13 protein-coding genes are annotated in these 16,599 nt (G+C 52.4%); 9 read left to right on the top strand and 4 right to left on the bottom strand.

The window, feature by feature from the left end; all coding sequences use genetic code 11:
- Nucleotides 1-221 precede the first annotated feature (221 nt).
- Nucleotides 222-1,070, bottom strand: coding sequence for a formyltetrahydrofolate deformylase (purU, locus tag HFD97_RS06285; protein WP_009089897.1), 849 nt, complete (start codon nt 1,068-1,070; stop codon nt 222-224).
- Nucleotides 1,071-1,126: 56 nt separating this feature from the next.
- Nucleotides 1,127-1,582 (bottom strand): YchJ family protein, encoded by a 456-nt coding sequence (locus HFD97_RS06280; RefSeq protein WP_072052716.1) that lies wholly within the window; start codon nt 1,580-1,582, stop codon nt 1,127-1,129.
- 96 nt (nt 1,583-1,678) lie between these two features.
- On the opposite strand from HFD97_RS06280, the gene rssA reads away from it, so the two are divergent.
- From rssA to HFD97_RS06255, 5 genes are all read left to right on the top strand, one after another.
- Nucleotides 1,679-2,584, top strand: a complete 906-nt coding sequence (rssA, locus tag HFD97_RS06275; RefSeq protein ID WP_009089899.1) for a patatin-like phospholipase RssA — start codon at nt 1,679-1,681, stop codon at nt 2,582-2,584.
- A 98-nt stretch (nt 2,585-2,682) separates the two neighbouring features.
- Nucleotides 2,683-3,699 (top strand): two-component system response regulator RssB, encoded by a 1,017-nt coding sequence (gene rssB, locus HFD97_RS06270; protein WP_009089900.1) that lies wholly within the window; start codon nt 2,683-2,685, stop codon nt 3,697-3,699.
- Between the two features lie 193 nt (nt 3,700-3,892).
- The gene (gene galU / locus HFD97_RS06265; RefSeq protein WP_009089901.1) at nt 3,893-4,801 is read left to right on the top strand and encodes a UTP--glucose-1-phosphate uridylyltransferase GalU; all 909 of its coding nucleotides are present in this window, start codon (nt 3,893-3,895) and stop codon (nt 4,799-4,801) included.
- Nucleotides 4,802-4,823: 22 nt separating this feature from the next.
- Nucleotides 4,824-6,164 (top strand): UDP-glucose/GDP-mannose dehydrogenase family protein, encoded by a 1,341-nt coding sequence (locus tag HFD97_RS06260; RefSeq protein WP_046101926.1) that lies wholly within the window; start codon nt 4,824-4,826, stop codon nt 6,162-6,164.
- Nucleotides 6,165-6,178: 14 nt separating this feature from the next.
- On the top strand, nt 6,179-7,186 hold the full coding sequence (locus HFD97_RS06255) for an NAD-dependent epimerase (RefSeq protein ID WP_009089903.1): 1,008 nt from the start codon (nt 6,179-6,181) through the stop codon (nt 7,184-7,186).
- Between the two features lie 75 nt (nt 7,187-7,261).
- Here the strand turns inward: HFD97_RS06255 and hns are convergent, their stop codons facing one another.
- A complete protein-coding gene (gene hns, locus HFD97_RS06250) occupies nt 7,262-7,669 on the bottom strand; it encodes a histone-like nucleoid-structuring protein H-NS (protein WP_058958169.1) in 408 nt (135 codons plus the stop codon).
- 409 nt (nt 7,670-8,078) lie between these two features.
- Between hns and tdk the strand changes: the two genes are divergently transcribed.
- Nucleotides 8,079-8,699, top strand: a complete 621-nt coding sequence (tdk, locus tag HFD97_RS06245; protein ID WP_009089905.1) for a thymidine kinase — start codon at nt 8,079-8,081, stop codon at nt 8,697-8,699.
- A 67-nt stretch (nt 8,700-8,766) separates the two neighbouring features.
- Here the strand turns inward: tdk and adhE are convergent, their stop codons facing one another.
- Nucleotides 8,767-11,454, bottom strand: coding sequence for a bifunctional acetaldehyde-CoA/alcohol dehydrogenase (gene adhE / locus HFD97_RS06240; RefSeq protein ID WP_009089906.1), 2,688 nt, complete (start codon nt 11,452-11,454; stop codon nt 8,767-8,769).
- 459 nt (nt 11,455-11,913) lie between these two features.
- On the opposite strand from adhE, the gene HFD97_RS06235 reads away from it, so the two are divergent.
- The 3 genes from HFD97_RS06235 (at nt 11,914) to oppA (ending at nt 16,558) form a co-directional block, all read left to right on the top strand.
- Nucleotides 11,914-12,561 (top strand): YchE family NAAT transporter, encoded by a 648-nt coding sequence (locus HFD97_RS06235; RefSeq protein WP_009089907.1) that lies wholly within the window; start codon nt 11,914-11,916, stop codon nt 12,559-12,561.
- A 582-nt stretch (nt 12,562-13,143) separates the two neighbouring features.
- Nucleotides 13,144-14,766 carry an ABC transporter substrate-binding protein gene (locus tag HFD97_RS06230; RefSeq protein WP_167430772.1) on the top strand — a complete coding sequence of 541 codons (1,623 nt, stop codon included), beginning with the start codon at nt 13,144-13,146 and terminating at the stop codon, nt 14,764-14,766.
- A 151-nt stretch (nt 14,767-14,917) separates the two neighbouring features.
- Entirely contained in the window at nt 14,918-16,558 is a 1,641-nt protein-coding gene (oppA, locus tag HFD97_RS06225; protein ID WP_058958172.1) for an oligopeptide ABC transporter substrate-binding protein OppA, read from the top strand.
- The last annotated feature ends 41 nt before the right edge of the window (nt 16,559-16,599 follow it).

Genomic DNA, 16,599 nt, shown 5'->3' with positions numbered 1-16,599 from the left:
GGAGAAGGATTCGAACCTTCGAAGTCTGTGACGGCAGATTTACAGTCTGCTCCCTTTGGCCGCTCGGGAATCCCACCATGGCCTGAATCTTTCACTCTCAAAGCGGGGCGCATCATACCAAATGCGATAAGGGTGTAAAGCGCCCACTGGCAAAACAGGAACTGTTTGCCCACTTTTTACGCGTAGCGCTGAATCCGCAGTCAATTCAGCGCGCTGGCTGATTAAAGAATAATCGTACGGTTGCCGTAAACAAAGACGCGCTGCCCCAGCACTTTATAGAGGGCGTTGCTCAGTACGTTTTTTTCGACGTCACGACCCGCACGCATCATCTCGTCAGCGGTATAGCTGTGATCGACATTAATCACATCCTGCATGATGATTGGGCCTTCATCGAGATTATCATTCACGTAGTGCGCGGTGGCACCAATGATCTTCACGCCACGCTCGTAGGCCTGATGATAAGGCCGGGCACCGATAAAGGCAGGCAGGAAAGAGTGGTGAATGTTAATAATCTGGTTCGGGAAGCGCTGCACAAAGGCAGGGGTCAGGACGCGCATATATTTCGCCAGCACCACATAATCGGGCTGATAGCGGTCAATCTCTTCCACCATGCGGTTATCGTGCTCTTCCCGCGTCAGTCCCTCGTGACTCACCAGAACGAAAGGAATATCAAACCGCTCAACCAGCGAACGCAGCGTGTCATGGTTACCAATGACCGCGGCAATCTCCATATCCAGACCGCCAAACGCGCTCTTCATTAACAGGTCACCCAGGCAGTGCGCCTCTTTGGTGACCAGAATCACCACGCGACGGCGACCGGCGCTGTGCAGTTCACGCACTGACCCCTGGGGCAGGGCGCTGTCGAGATCGGCCAGCAGGGTGTTGTCGTTGAAGATGCCTTCCAGCTCGGTACGCATGAAAAAACGCCCGGTGCGATGATCAACAAACTCATTGTTCTGCACGATATTGAGTTCGTGCTTGTAACAAATATTGGTGATTTTGGCGATCAGACCTTTTGCATCGGGACAAATGGTTCGTAAAACTTTTCTTTGCATGGTTTGCGCTTGCATCTCAATCAGAGTCCTGTCAAAGCATTAGGGGTTAAACTGCGGGCTCAGCCTTCAGCTCAACCACAACATTTTTTGTATTTCTTATCACTGCCGCATGGGCAACGATCGTTGCGCCCAACGGGCGGCACGGAACCGTCAACATAGTACCAGCGTTGATCCTCGCGAAGAAAGCGGGAACACTCATGAATGGCATGAATGTTCGTTTTCTCGCGGTATCGCGCAAAAAAAGTCACGAACGCTTCATTATCATGGCTTCCATGATTACAACGGGTTACATTCAGGCTAAGCCAATCGGTACCGGAAAAACTTTCAGATAAAAGCCCTGACATCTCCGGATGACGTTTGTCAGGATGCCAGGTCGCGACCAGATATTCGGCATTGTGCTTAACATAGGCACAGTAGCGGGAGCGCATAAGTTGTTCAGCCGTAACAGGAATCTGGTTACCCTGCAGAAAGGGCTCGCAACATACGCTATACTGCTGTCCGCTACAACATGGGCAGGTTTCTGACACATTAGCTCCCGAAAATGATGAGTCGGTTTCATAAGCGCGCTATGTTAGCTGACCCCACGCTGTGACGCTACGTATTGACGGCAGGACCAGATACAAATGAGAAAGGTAAAAATAGGATTGGCGCTGGGGGCCGGCGCAGCGAAAGGATGGGCGCACATTGGCGTGATCAACGCACTGGAGCGTGCGGGTATCGGGATCGACGTCGTGGCGGGTTGCTCTGTCGGCGCGCTAGTCGGGTCAGCCTATGTGAATAACCGGCTGCCGCTGATGGAAAAGTGGGTCAGTGCGTTTCGCTACTGGGATGTGATCCGGCTGATGGATGTCTCCTGGCAACGGGGCGGACTGCTGCGCGGTGAGCGGGTCTTTAACCATGTGCGCCAGCTGATCCCCAATGATGCGATAGAGCAGTGCAGCAAACCTTTCGGCGTGGTGGCCACCAATCTCAGCACGGGGCGGGAGCTCTGGCTGACGGAGGGCGATCTGCATCAGGCGGTTCGCGCTTCCTGCAGTATGCCAGGTTTATTACCGCCGGTGGGCTACAATGGGTATTGGCTGGTGGATGGTGCCGTCGTCAATCCGGTGCCGATCTCACTGACCCGCGCGCTGGGTGCAGACATTGTGATTGCGGTTGACCTGCAGCATGACGCGCATTTAATGCAGCAGGATCTGTTTTCCGTTACGCCTAAAAATAGTGAAGAAGAAGCCGCTGCAGCGGCATTGAGTTGGGGTGGAAAGCTGCGTCAGCGACTGGTGAGTTTCACCCAGCGTCGTGCGTCTCAGTCACCGGGTGCGATGGAGATTATGTCAACCTCTATCCAGGTGCTGGAAAATCGCCTGAAGCGCAACCGTATGGCAGGCGATCCACCCGATGTTTTAATACAGCCGGTCTGTCCGCAGATTTCAACGCTGGACTTTCATCGGGCTGAAGAGGCCATTGAGGCAGGCAGGGCCGCCGTGGAAAAGAAAATGGATGAACTGTTACCACTGGTCCGTGGCAGATAATCAGGTTGTTCATTCAAAACGGTGACTTTACGCAATTCTGAAGGCGCAACTGCGTTTTATGAACCACTATTGAATTATCTGGCAGGCAGGGGGAAAGAATGGAAAAACCACTACTCGGCAAAAAGATACTCATTGTCGAAGATGAGGCTGTTTTCCGTTCGTTGCTGGACCAATTTTTGTTATCGATGGGTGCTGTAACGTTAAAAGCGGAAGATGGACTGGAAGCAATTGCACAACTACAACAGCATACTGTCGACCTGATCATCAGCGATCTCGAAATGCCCCGTATGAGCGGCATTCAGTTTGTTGAGCACATTCGTACCCGCGGTAACGTTGTGCCGATTTTGATTATCTCAGCGACAGAAAATATGTCTGACATCGCACATGTGCTGCGCCTTGGCGTGCAGGATGTGCTGCTTAAACCACTGAAAAATCTGGAACGCTTCCGCGAAGCGGTCTACGAGTGTCTCTATCCCTCCATGTTCACCTCGAAGGTGGAAGAGGATGAACAGCTGTTTCAGGACTGGGATGCCCTGGTCCGCGACCCAAAAGCGGCTGCCAAACTGCTCAAACAACTCCAGCCACCGGTGCAACAGACCGTCGCCAACTGCCGGGTTAACTATCGTCAGCTGACGATGGCCGAACAGCCGGGCCTGGTGCTCGACATTGCGGCGCTCTCTGAAAAGGACCTGGCCTTCTACTGTCTGGACGTCACCCGTGCGGGTGATAATGGCGTGCTGGCCGCTCTGCTGCTGCGTGCGCTGTTTAACGGCCTGCTTCAGGAGCAGCTCTCCGGGCAAAAACAGCGTTTGCCGGAACTTAACGGGCTGCTCAGACAGGTCAATCTGCTGCTGCGCCAGGCGAACCTCAGCGGCCAGTTCCCTCTGCTGGTGGGCTACTATCATCGTGGTCTGAAAAATCTGATCCTGGTCTCGGCCGGATTAAACGCCACGCTTCACGTTGATACCCATCAGATTCAGCTCAGTAATGGTGTTCCCCTTGGCACTATGGGTAGCACCCACCTCAATCAAATCAGTCAGCGCGCAGACAACTGGCAGTGCCACGTCTGGGGCGCGGGTGGTCGCATTCGGCTGATGCTGTCAGCAGAAGAATAAACGGCAAAAATGGAAAGATTCTGGCGCTGAGGACAGGGCCAGAACTTAGCTTTACAGTTGGGTAATAGTCTTAATTTCGACGGATTGATGCCTTCCAGGATAAATCCGTTCGATACTAACTGATATACTCATTTTCGATTTTAAACCGACATATCAAGTATTAACTTGAACGGCCTATGAGAGAGGTAACTTAATGTCTGCCAATAATACCAAAGTAAAAAAAGCGGTAATCCCGGTCGCGGGTTTGGGTACGCGTATGCTCCCGGCCACCAAAGCGATTCCAAAAGAGATGTTACCGCTGGTTGATAAGCCGTTAATCCAGTATGTCGTTAACGAGTGTATCGCTGCAGGCATCAACGAGATTGTGCTGGTTACGCATTCATCTAAAAATGCCATCGAAAACCATTTTGATACCAGCTTCGAACTGGAATCTATGCTGGAAAAACGAGTTAAGCGTCAGCTGCTGGATGAAATCCAGTCAATCTGCCCGCCACACGTGACCATCATGCAGGTTCGTCAGGGTATCGCGAAAGGCCTGGGCCACGCAGTGATGTGTGCACACCCACTGATCGGTAACGAGCCGTTTGCCGTTATCCTGCCAGACGTCATCATCGACGAATATGAATCTAACCCAACCAAAGATAACCTGGCCGAGATGCTGACCCGTTATGAAGAGTCAGGCCGCAGCCAGATTATGGTTGAGCCGGTTGCCGATGTAACCGCTTACGGTGTTGTCGATTGCCAGGGCGCAGAACTGAACCCAGGCGACAGCGCACCGATGGTCGGTGTGGTTGAGAAACCAAAAGCGACCGAAGCGCCATCTAACCTGGCGGTCGTAGGTCGTTATGTTCTGTCTGCAGACATCTGGCCTCTGCTGGCGAAGACGCCTCCGGGTGCGGGCGGCGAAGTTCAGCTGACCGACTCTATCGCCATGCTGATGGAAAAAGAGACCGTTGAAGCTTATCACCTGAAAGGCGTAAGCCATGACTGTGGTAACAAACTGGGCTACATGCAGGCTTTCGTTGAGTACGGTGTTCGTCATCCGGTATTGGGCAAAGATTTCTCTGAATGGCTCGATAGCGCAGTTGGCAACAAAAAGTAATTTATAAACACAGGATAACTCGATGAAAGTCACTGTATTTGGTATCGGCTATGTCGGTCTGGTTCAGGCTGCGGTGTTAGCCGAAGTCGGACATGACGTTCTCTGCATTGATGTCGACGCAAACAAAGTCGAAAATCTGAAAAAAGGCATCATTCCTATTTTCGAACCAGGTTTAACCCCGCTGGTAATGTCCAATTACGAAGCGGGTCGTCTGAAGTTCAGCACTGATGCTGCACAGGGCGTAAACCATGGTGTTATGCAGTTTATTGCAGTAGGTACACCACCGGATGAAGACGGCTCTGCCGATCTGAAATATGTGACCGCCGTAGCACGCACCATTGCGCAGCATATGAACGATCACAAAGTGGTTATCGACAAATCAACCGTACCGGTTGGCACAGCAGACAAAGTTCGTGCGGTGATGGCGGAAACGCTGAAATCGCGTGACGCCAACATCACCTTTGATGTGGTGTCGAACCCGGAATTCCTGAAAGAAGGTGCGGCAGTGAATGACTGCATGCGTCCTGAGCGCATCGTTGTCGGTACCGACAACGATGACGTGGTCGAGCTGTTACGCGAGCTTTATGAGCCGTTTAACCGCAACCACGATCGCATGATCATGATGGATATCCGCAGCGCAGAGCTGACCAAGTATGCAGCAAACTGCATGCTGGCGACCAAAATCAGCTTCATGAATGAGATGTCTAACCTGGCTGAGCGTTTAGGCGCGGATATTGAAAAAGTACGCCAGGGCATCGGTTCCGATCCCCGTATCGGCTACCACTTCATCTATCCTGGCTGTGGCTACGGTGGCTCCTGCTTCCCGAAAGATGTGCAGGCGTTAATCCGTACAGCGGAGTCTATTGGCTATCAGCCACGTCTGTTGCAGGCCGTGGAAGATGTCAATGACAACCAGAAAAACAAGCTGCCAACCTTCATCAAACGCCACTTTGGCGACGATCTGAAGGGCAAGACGTTTGCTCTCTGGGGCCTGTCATTTAAGCCGAACACTGACGACATGCGTGAAGCCTCCAGCCGTGTGCTGATGGAAACGCTGTGGGAAGCAGGCGCATCTGTTCAGGCGTTTGACCCGGAAGCGATGGATGAAGCGCAGCGTATCTACGGCCACCGCAGCGATCTTAAGCTGATGGGAACCAAAGAAGCGGCACTGCAGGGCGCAGACGGTCTGGTCATCTGTACGGAGTGGCAGAACTTCCGTGCGCCAGACTTCGACGTTATCAAAAATGCGCTGAAAGAAGCCGTGATTTTTGATGGTCGTAACCTGTATGATCCAGAGCGTATCAGCAAACGCGGTTTCGTTTATTATGCAATCGGCCGCGGAGCGTCTATTCAAACTGCATAATTAACGAGGGATTTATGAACTTTCTGGTCACCGGCGCCGCAGGCTTTATTGGTTTTCATGTCAGTCAGCGTCTGCTGGCCGCCGGTCACCAGGTTGTCGGTATCGACAACCTGAATGATTATTACGACGTAAATCTCAAGCGTGCCCGTCTCGATTTAATTAATGCTGAACCTGGCTTTACTTTTATCGAGCGGGATCTGGCCGACCGTGACGCGATAGCGTCACTGTTCGGGCAGTATAATTTTCAGCGCGTTATTCATCTTGGCGCGCAGGCTGGCGTCCGCTACTCCATCGAAAATCCCCATGCTTATGCAGATTCCAATCTGACAGGTCACCTCAATATTCTTGAAGGCTGCCGTCATCATAAAATTGAACATCTGCTCTACGCGTCGTCGAGTTCCGTTTATGGCCTGAATCGTAAGATGCCATTCTCAACGGACGACAGTGTGGATCATCCTGTCTCTTTATATGCAGCGACGAAGAAAGCGAACGAGTTAATGTCTCATACTTACTCGCACCTTTATCAGCTGCCGACCACTGGATTACGCTTCTTCACCGTCTATGGCCCGTGGGGCCGTCCGGATATGGCCCTCTTTAAATTCACCCGCGCAATGATTGCCGGTGAGGCGATTGATGTCTATAACCAGGGCCAGATGAAGCGCGACTTTACCTATATTGATGACATTGCTGAAGCGATTGTGCGTCTGCAGGATGTCATTCCGCAGCAGGACGATCACTGGACGGTTGAATCGGGATCGCCAGCAACCAGTTCAGCACCGTATCGTGTTTATAATATCGGTAACAGTCAGCCGGTAACGCTGATGAGCTATATTGAGGCGATTGAAAAAGCACTGGGGATGACCGCGAAGAAAAATCTGATGCCGATGCAGCCCGGTGATGTGCTGGAAACCAGTGCCGACACCGAAGCTCTGTTTAAGGCGATTGGTTTTAAACCTCAGACCAGTGTGGAGGAGGGCGTAAAGCGCTTCGTTGACTGGTATCGTGATTTCTATCGCGTCTGAATAAAAAAGGAAGCGTACGCTTCCTTTTTTTTATTCCACCTCAGGCTGCCCGTCGGGCAGCAAAATAACGCGTCGTTACAGTAAAAAATCGTCCAGCTTTTTACCCTCTTCTTCCAGCGCTTTTTTAATTATGGCTGGCGTGCGGCCCTGACCGGTCCAGGTCTTTGACTCACCTTTTTCATCGGTATAACCATATTTAGCCGGACGCACCGAACGTTTGCTTTTTGCTGTCGCGCGGGTATCAGTCAGCATGCTGACCAGCTCAGAAGGGTCAATACCATCAGCCAGCAGCATTTCACGATACTGATTCAGCTTGCGCGCGCGCTCTTCATTTTCAGCCTGGAAATGCGACTCTTCTTCGCGACGTTCTTTTACCACTACGTCCAGTTTTTCCAGCATCTCTTCCAGTGTTTCAATGGAATACTCTCTGGCCTGGGCGCGCAGCGTACGAATATTATTAAGAACTTTTAGTGCTTCGCTCATTGTCCTGGTCTCTGAATAAGGGAGAAGTTGTGTTGCCCGCTAATAGTAGTGATGACATTAAATAACTTCAATCACAAACGTATTTCTTCAGCGAATAAAATGAAAATTAAAAAATAATGTTGATCATAAAAAATCAAAGCGATGCCCCGAAGAAATAATCTCCCCTCTGTCGTTATGAAATAAATTTAATGTATTTAAGTTGCTGCAAATAATGTCATCTCTTTTATTGCGGTTAAAATAAGAAAAACCTATTTCACTCTGCGACAGAGCCCATCGGCACTGGAAACGGTTCCTGATGAAAATTCCGGCTATCTGTCAGGCATTCTCCCTCTCTCAGCAACAACGCATGGGCTGTGCTTTGTGATAATATGCGCACCATTCTGTTCAGTCCTGATGAAGATACGCTCTTATGGCCCAACTCTATTTCTATTACTCTGCGATGAACGCAGGGAAATCGACCGCGCTGTTACAATCCTCCTATAACTATCAGGAGCGGGGCATGCGCTCGCTGGTCTACACTGCCGAAATCGACAACCGTTTTGGTGCCGGTCAGGTAAGCTCCCGTATTGGACTCTCGTCACCAGCCTTGCTCTATAATGCCGATACCGCGCTGTTCAGCGACATTGCGGCGGAACATGCCGCACAGCCTATTCACTGCGTGCTGGTCGATGAGAGCCAGTTTCTCACCCGTGAGCAGGTCAAAGCGCTCTCTGATGTGGTCGACGATCTTGATATTCCGGTACTCTGCTATGGCCTGCGTACCGATTTTCGCGGCGAACTCTTTGTTGGCAGTCAGTATCTGCTGGCGTGGGCCGATAAGCTGGTCGAACTCAAAACCATCTGTCACTGTGGCCGCAAGGCCAGCATGGTGCTGCGACTGGACAGCGAAGGGAAGCCTTTCAGTGAAGGTGAGCAGGTAGTCATCGGGGGGAATGAACGCTACATCTCGGTCTGCCGTAAGCACTATAAACAGGCCATAGAGCAGGGCTCGCTGCAGGCGATTCACGGCGCGCATACGCCCGTCATCTGACACGTTTTTCAGCCAGTAAAAAACCCGCCGCGGCGGGTTTTTTTATCAGGTTATCAGAACGGTACTATCAGACTTTCTTCGCTTTCTTCTCCGCTTTAACCTCTTTTACCGGCTGTTCAGCAACCGCTTCGGCAACGCTTGAGAAAGGTTCGACAAACTCACGGCCGTAGTAGGTGTCGAGCATAATCTGTTTCAGCTCGGCAATCAGCGGATAGCGTGGGTTTGCGCCAGTACACTGGTCATCAAACGCATCATCGGCCAGCTTGTCGACTTTGGCCAGGAAGTCCGCTTCCTGTACGCCGGCTTCACGGATAGAGGTCGGAATGCCGAGCTCAGTCTTGATCTCATCCAGCCAGGCCAGCAGCTTCTCAATTTTCTGCGCGGTGCGATCGCCAGGGGCGCTCAGGCCCAGGTGATCAGCAACCTCCGCATAGCGACGGCGCGCCTGTGGGCGGTCATACTGGCTGAACGCGGTCTGTTTGGTCGGGTTGTCATTTGCGTTGTAGCGGATGACGTTCGAGATTAACAGGGCGTTAGCCAGACCGTGCGGAATATGGAACTCTGAACCCAGCTTATGCGCCATGGAGTGACAGACCCCAAGGAAGGCGTTAGCAAAGGCGATACCGGCGATAGTGGCCGCATTGTGAACACGTTCACGCGCCACCGGATTTCTGGCACCTTCCGCGTAGCTGGCGGGCAGGTTCTCTTTCAGCAGTTTCAGTGCCTGCAGTGCCTGGCCATCTGAGTATTCATTCGCCAGCACAGACACATAGGCTTCCAGCGCATGGGTAACCGCATCCAGGCCGCCGAAGGCACAGAGTGAGCGGGGCATTTCCATCACCAGGTTGGCATCGACAATCGCCATATCCGGGGTCAGCGCATAGTCAGCGAGAGGATATTTCTGGCCTGTCGCATCATCGGTGACGACGGCAAACGGTGTCACTTCTGAACCGGTGCCGGATGTAGTGGTGATGGCCACCATGCGCGCCTTGACGCCCATTTTCGGGAACTTGTAGATACGTTTACGGATATCCATGAAGCGCAGTGCCAGCTCTTCAAAGTGGGTTTCCGGATGTTCATACATCACCCACATGATTTTCGCTGCGTCCATCGGGGAGCCGCCACCCAGCGCGATGATTACGTCCGGTTTAAAGCTGTTCATCTGCTCGGCACCTTTACGCACAATACTCAGCGTCGGATCGGCTTCCACTTCAAAAAAGACTTCCGTTTCAATACCGTGTGATTTCAGGACGCGGGTGACCTGATCGGCATAACCGTTATTGAACAGGAAGCGGTCAGTCACGATAAAGGCCCGTTTCGCGCCGTCCGTTGCCACCTCTTCCAGCGCAATGGGCAGGGAACCGCGACGGAAGTAGATAGATTTAGGAAGTTTATGCCACAACATATTCTCAGCTCGCTTGGCGACAGTTTTGGTGTTGATAAGGTGTTTTGGACCGACGTTCTCTGAAATCGAGTTGCCGCCCCAGGAACCACAACCCAGCGTCAGAGAGGGGGCCAGTTTGAAGTTGTAGAGGTCCCCGATACCGCCCTGAGAAGCGGGCGTATTGATCAGAATACGCGCGGTTTTCATCCTGTCGCCAAAGTAGTGCACACGTTCGGTCTGATTATCCTGGTCGGTATAGAGGCACGAGGTGTGGCCGATACCGCCCATGGCGACCAATTTTTCTGCTTTATCTACCGCGTCGTTGAAATCTTTCGCCCGGTACATTGCCAGGGTTGGCGAAAGTTTTTCATGGGCAAAGGGTTCAGATTCGTCCACCAGCTTCACTTCGCCAATCAGGATTTTGGTGCTGGGTGGCACGCTGATGCCTGCCATCTCCGCAATTTTGAACGCGGGCTGGCCGACGATGGCGGCGTTCAGACCGCCGTTTTTCAGAATGATATTCTGCACCGCGCTCAGCTCCGCGCCCTGCAGCAGGTAACCGCCGTGGCTGGCAAAACGTTCACGCACTGCGTCGTAGACCGCATCAACCACGATGACCGACTGTTCCGAGGCGCAGATCACCCCGTTATCAAAGGTCTTGGACATCAGAATCGAGGCGACGGCCCGTTTCAGGTCGGCGGTTTCATCAATCACCACTGGCGTATTACCGGCACCGACGCCGATGGCGGGTTTACCGGAGCTGTAGGCCGCTTTCACCATGCCCGGACCGCCAGTGGCGAGGATCAGGTTAATGTCAGGGTGGTGCATCAGCTGGTTTGACAGCTCAACGGAGGGGGCATCGATCCAGCCGATAATATCTTTTGGCGCACCGGCTGCAATGGCAGCCTGCAGCACGATGTCCGCCGCTTTGTTGGTGGCATCTTTGGCGCGGGGGTGTGGCGAGAAGATAATACCGTTGCGGGTTTTCAGGCTGATTAATGCTTTAAAGATGGCGGTAGAGGTGGGGTTAGTCGTCGGCACAATACCGCAAATCAGACCAATAGGTTCGGCGATAGTGATGGTGCCGAAGGTGTCATCGGTGGCTAACACACCGCAGGTCTTTTCATCTTTATAGGCGTTGTAGATATATTCTGACGCAAAATGGTTTTTAATGACTTTGTCTTCGACAATGCCCATGCCGGATTCGGCAACGGCCATTCTGGCGAGAGGAATGCGGGCGTCTGCGGCGGCGAGGGCGGCGGCACGGAAAATGGCGTCGACCTGCTGTTGAGAAAAATTGGCATATTCACGCTGGGCTTTTTTTACACGTTCAACCAGTGCATTGAGTTCAGCGACATTCGTAACGGCCATGGTGTTCTCCTGAGGAAGTTAAACTTTTTTAGTAAACAATCCTGCGCCCTGAGTATAGTCACGCTGTCATAACGCGTCCTATCGGCCAGAAATGCATGGATTTTCAACTGTTTACTGAAAGAGTCTTGTCAGGCAGTCCGTCAGATTTTCATTGAGACTGCTAATACTTCCGTTACGAAAAGATTACCTGGTTTGGGGTAGGGTAATTTTGATGCAGATCAATTTAACCCCAAGCTGACACCTTTCAGCCGGGCTTTTTGCGCCACCTTGTTTCGAATCTGTTTGCACCATGTAAGCTGGCTGGCCATAGCGACAAAATCCAGTCTCATTCAGAACCCTGGGGGAATCCGCTATGGGTTCCGCCTTAAGTGGCATAAATAGCGGCGTATGCATCTGGCGTCTGTGCCGCTTTTCACTTACATTAGGCGCGATTTCCCCCCTGCGTTACGGAGCCATGTCGTGAACCCTGCACTGTTAGATCTTTCAGGCTATATAAAATTCTTTGTCGGGCTGTTCGCGCTGGTTAATCCGGTCGGCATTATTCCGGTGTTCATCAGTATGACCCGCTATCAGGCGGCAGCTGAACGCAATAAAACGAATCTAACCGCCAACCTGGCGGTGGCTATTATCCTCTGGACCTCGCTGTTCCTCGGCGATGCGATTCTGCGGGTGTTTGGCATTTCGATTGACTCGTTCCGCATTGCGGGCGGGATTCTGGTCGTGACCATTGCGATGTCGATGATCAGTGGCAAGCTGGGCGAGGATAAGCAGAACAAACAGGAGAAGTCAGAAACGGCCATTCGTGAAAGCGTTGGCGTAGTGCCTCTGGCGCTTCCCCTGATGGCCGGTCCGGGTGCCATCAGTTCGACGATTGTCTGGAGCACCCGCTATCACAGCTGGCTTAACCTGCTGGGCTTTACGCTGGCGATTGCCATTTTTGCCTTATGTTGCTGGCTGCTGTTTCGGGCCGCGCCTTTAATGGTGCGGATACTGGGACAGACCGGCATTAACGTGATTACCCGTATCATGGGTCTGTTACTGATGGCCCTGGGTATTGAGTTTGTTGTTACCGGCCTGAAGTCTATATTTCCCGGACTGCTCAATTAACGCCTCACTTATTTCAGGCAGCGAAGCGTAAACCTGATCCGTAATGGTGCAATCGACGGTTTTATTGCACCATTACAATGCAATTATTCGTCACGCTTAAAAGATTCAGCCGATTATAAATTTCATTACTGCTGGCCGGTTCACAGACTTCTGTCAGCAAAATAATGTCACGATTTTCACACCATATTCTTCTGTCTTGATTCTTCCCTCCCTCATAAACACCCGCCTGAGAGCCATCAGGCTGGATTTTTCTCACGCCAGATGCCGACTTCGGAAGATAAGTACCAAAAACCGTGCGTATTTATGATGCAAAGCACGTCTGCATAGGGTTTCCGACTAAAACGCCTATTTTTCATATCGATATGATATTTTCAGGTCGAAAATTAACACTTCCGCTGCGTGACAACTCGTGATAAAAGAGAATTAGTTAACATTTTAGCTATTTTACTTTGGCGCCCTCTGATGGCTTCTGATAATTTCTGGCCCAGCGTGAATTTTTTTCTCCGAAAGTGCAAAGTGAGAACGCTTTTTGCTTAAGCCTGTCGGGATACTTAAAAAAGGTTGGCGTTTCGGATGACTGGGATGATGAATGTGCAGCAACAGCGGCTGACTCTCGCCGCACTGTTAATAGCGTTTACGCCGGCTTATGCCGCCACGGTTCCCCCCGGAACGACGCTGGCCGCGCAGCAACAGATTGTGATTAACAATGGCAATGAAGTTTCTTCGCTGGATCCCCATAAAACCGAAGGTGTGCCGGAATCCAATATTATTCACAACCTGCTGGACGGTCTGGTTAACACCGATAATTTCGGTCAGGTCGTCCCCGGCGTTGCCCTGAGCTGGGAGAATCCGCAGCCCACCGTCTGGATCTTCCACCTGCGGGATGATGCTAAGTGGAGTAATGGTAAGCCGGTGACCGCCGCAGATTTTGTCTACAGCTGGCGTCGGCTGGTGGACCCTGCCACCGCGTCCCCTTACTCCAGCTATCTGCAGGCCGCCCATGTTACCGGGATCGATGCGATTCTGGCTGGTAAAGCGTCACCCGATCAGCTGGGCGTGAAAGCACTGGATGACCACCGGCTGCAAATTACGCTGACTGAACCGGTGCCTTATCTGTTAGCCATGCTGGCGCACACGGCGCTGAAGCCGGTTTATGCACCCGCTATCAAAGAGTGGGGCGATGCCTGGACCCGGCCGGGTCACTATATCGGTAACGGTGCTTATACCTTAAGCGACTGGGTAGTGAATGAAAAAATTGTTCTCAAGCGCAATCCTCACTACTGGGACAATGGCCATACGGTGATTGAGCAGGGGACCTTCCTGCCCATCGCCTCTGAAAACAGCGATATCAACCGCTACCGCAGTGGCGGAACGGACATCACCAACAGCGCCCTGCCGCCGGAGATGTTTGGCAAGCTACGCAGGGATCTCGGCGATGAGGTGAAGATCAGTCCGCTGCTCTGCACGTTTTATTATGAAATCAATAACAAAAAGGCGCCGTTCACCGATCCACGGGTGCGCGCCGCCCTAAAAATGACCCTCGACCGTGAGGTGATTGCCAGAAAAATTATGGGGCAGGGACAGATTCCGGCTTACAGCCTGACGCCGCCCTTTACTGCCGGTATTAAGCTGACACCGCCAGCCTGGTTTACCTGGACGCAGGCGCAACGCAATGAGGCGGCGAAAAAGCTGCTGGCAGAGGCGGGATTCAACGCCGCCAATCCGCTGACCTTTACGCTGCTCTATAACACTTCCGATCAGAATAAACGGCAGGCGATTGCGGCCGCTTCAATGTGGCAGAAAAATCTCGGCGCAAAAGTCACCCTGCAGAATCAGGAGTGGAAGACGATGCTGGAGACCCGCCATCAGGCACAGTATGACGTGGTGCGAGCCACCTGGTGCGCCGATTACAATGAGCCTTCAACCTTCCTCAACATGCTGATCAGCAACGCCTCGATCAATACCGCCTTTTACAGCAGTGCGGCCTTTGACGAGCTGATGGCGAAGAGCCTGACGGCGGGCAGTGAGGCGCAGCGCGCGGACCTCTATCAGCAGGCTGAAACACAACTCGACAAAGACTCACCCATTGTGCCAGTTTACTACCGCGTCAGTGTGCGCCTGGTGAAGCCCTGGGTTGGCGGTTTCACGGGCAAAGACCCGCAGGATATGACAGACCTGAAGTACTATTTTATTAAAAAACACTGATCTGCTCGCCATCCTGGTGAGACAGACGGGAAGCGCATCAGCAAACAGACCAATTTTTTGGGGTCACTCTCCCGGGTTAAGGGAGCCCGGAAACGGGGGACGCCGCGGCAGAACAGCGCTGCGGTGACGATAATAAAACTGGAGTGTAATAATGAACAACATCACGAAAAAAAGCCTGATTGCAGCGGGCGTCTTCGCCGCAATAAGTGCCCTGGCAGGGAATGCGGCTTTCGCGGCGACCGTGCCTGCAGGCGTTGAGCTGGCAGCCAAACAGGAACTCGTTCGCGGCAATGGCGATGAAGTGCAGTCACTCGACCCGCACAAAATCGAGGGCGTGCCGGAAGACAACGTGGCGCGCGATCTCTATGAAGGTCTGCTGGTCAATGACAGCAACGGCAAACCGATCCCGGGCGTGGCGGAAAGCTATGAAAATAAAGATTTCAAAGTGTGGACTTTCCACCTGCGTAAAAATGCCAAATGGTCTAACGGCGAGCCGGTGACCGCGCAGGACTTCGTCTACAGCTGGGAGCGTCTGGTTGACCCGAAAACGGCTTCACCCTACGCCAGCTATCCTCAGTATGGTCATATCCTGAACGTTGATGACATCATCGCAGGTAAAAAGCCCATTACCGATCTGGGCGTGAAAGCGATTGATGACCACACGCTGGAAGTGACCCTGAGTGAGCCGGTTCCCTATTTTGATAAGCTGCTGATCAACTCCGTGATGTCACCGGTTTATAAACCGGCGATTGAGAAGTTCGGCGAACAGTGGACTCAGCCGCAAAACTGGGTCGGTAACGGTGCCTTTAAGCTCGACGCACACGTCATCAACGAACGCATCACGCTGGTGCGTAACCCGAACTACTGGGACAACGAGCACACCGTGCTGAACAAGGTTACCTACCTGCCAATCAGTTCTGAAGTCAGTGACGTCAACCGTTACTTCTCCGAGAACGGCAGTGACATGACCTATAACAACCTGCCGATCGAGCTGTTCAAAAAGCTGCAGCGCGAAAACGGCAAAGAGCTGCATGTCGATCCTTATCTCTGCACCTACTACTACGAAATCAATAACCAGAAAGCGCCATTTACCGATCCGCGCGTTCGTGCCGCCCTGAAGCTGGGTCTGGACCGTGACATCATGGTGAATAAAGTGCTGGCGCAGGGTCAGAAGCCGGCCTACAGCTTCACACCGCCAGCCACCGACGGTATGGAAATCCTGCCGCCAGACTGGTTCAAGTGGTCACAGGATAAGCGTAACGCCGAAGCGAAAAAACTGCTGGCTGAAGCGGGCTACACGGCGGATAAACCGCTGACCTTCAACCTGCTCTACAACACTTCCGATCTGCACAAGAAGCTGGCGATTGCCGCCTCGTCGATCTGGAAGAAAAACATCGGTGTGAATATCAAGCTGGAAAACCAGGAGTGGAAAACCTTCCTGGACACCCGTCATCAGGGTAACTTCGATGTGGCGCGTGCGGCCTGGTGTGCGGACTACAACGAACCGACTTCCTTCCTGAACATCATGCTCTCTAACAGCAGCAGTAACACCTCGCACTATAAGAGCGATGCGTTTGACAAAGTGGTGCGTGACGCGATCAAAGCGCCGGATGCCAAAGGCCGTGCAGCGGACTATCAGCAGGCCGAGCAGATCCTGGATAAAGACAGCACCATCGTACCGGTTTACTACTACGTGAATACGCGTCTGGTGAAACCTTACGTTGGTGGTTATACCGGTAAAGATCCGCTGGATAAAACGCTGTCTAAAGACTTCTACATCATTAAACACTAATAGCGTTCAGGCTATCAGCAGTGGCGGCGCTTCTCGCGCCG

Source organism: Pantoea sp. EKM103V (genome assembly GCF_011800365.1).
GTDB lineage: Bacteria > Pseudomonadota > Gammaproteobacteria > Enterobacterales > Enterobacteriaceae > Pantoea > Pantoea anthophila.
The sequence above is the reverse complement of the archived record's forward strand: the minus strand, read 5'-3'. Positions and strand labels throughout refer to the sequence as shown.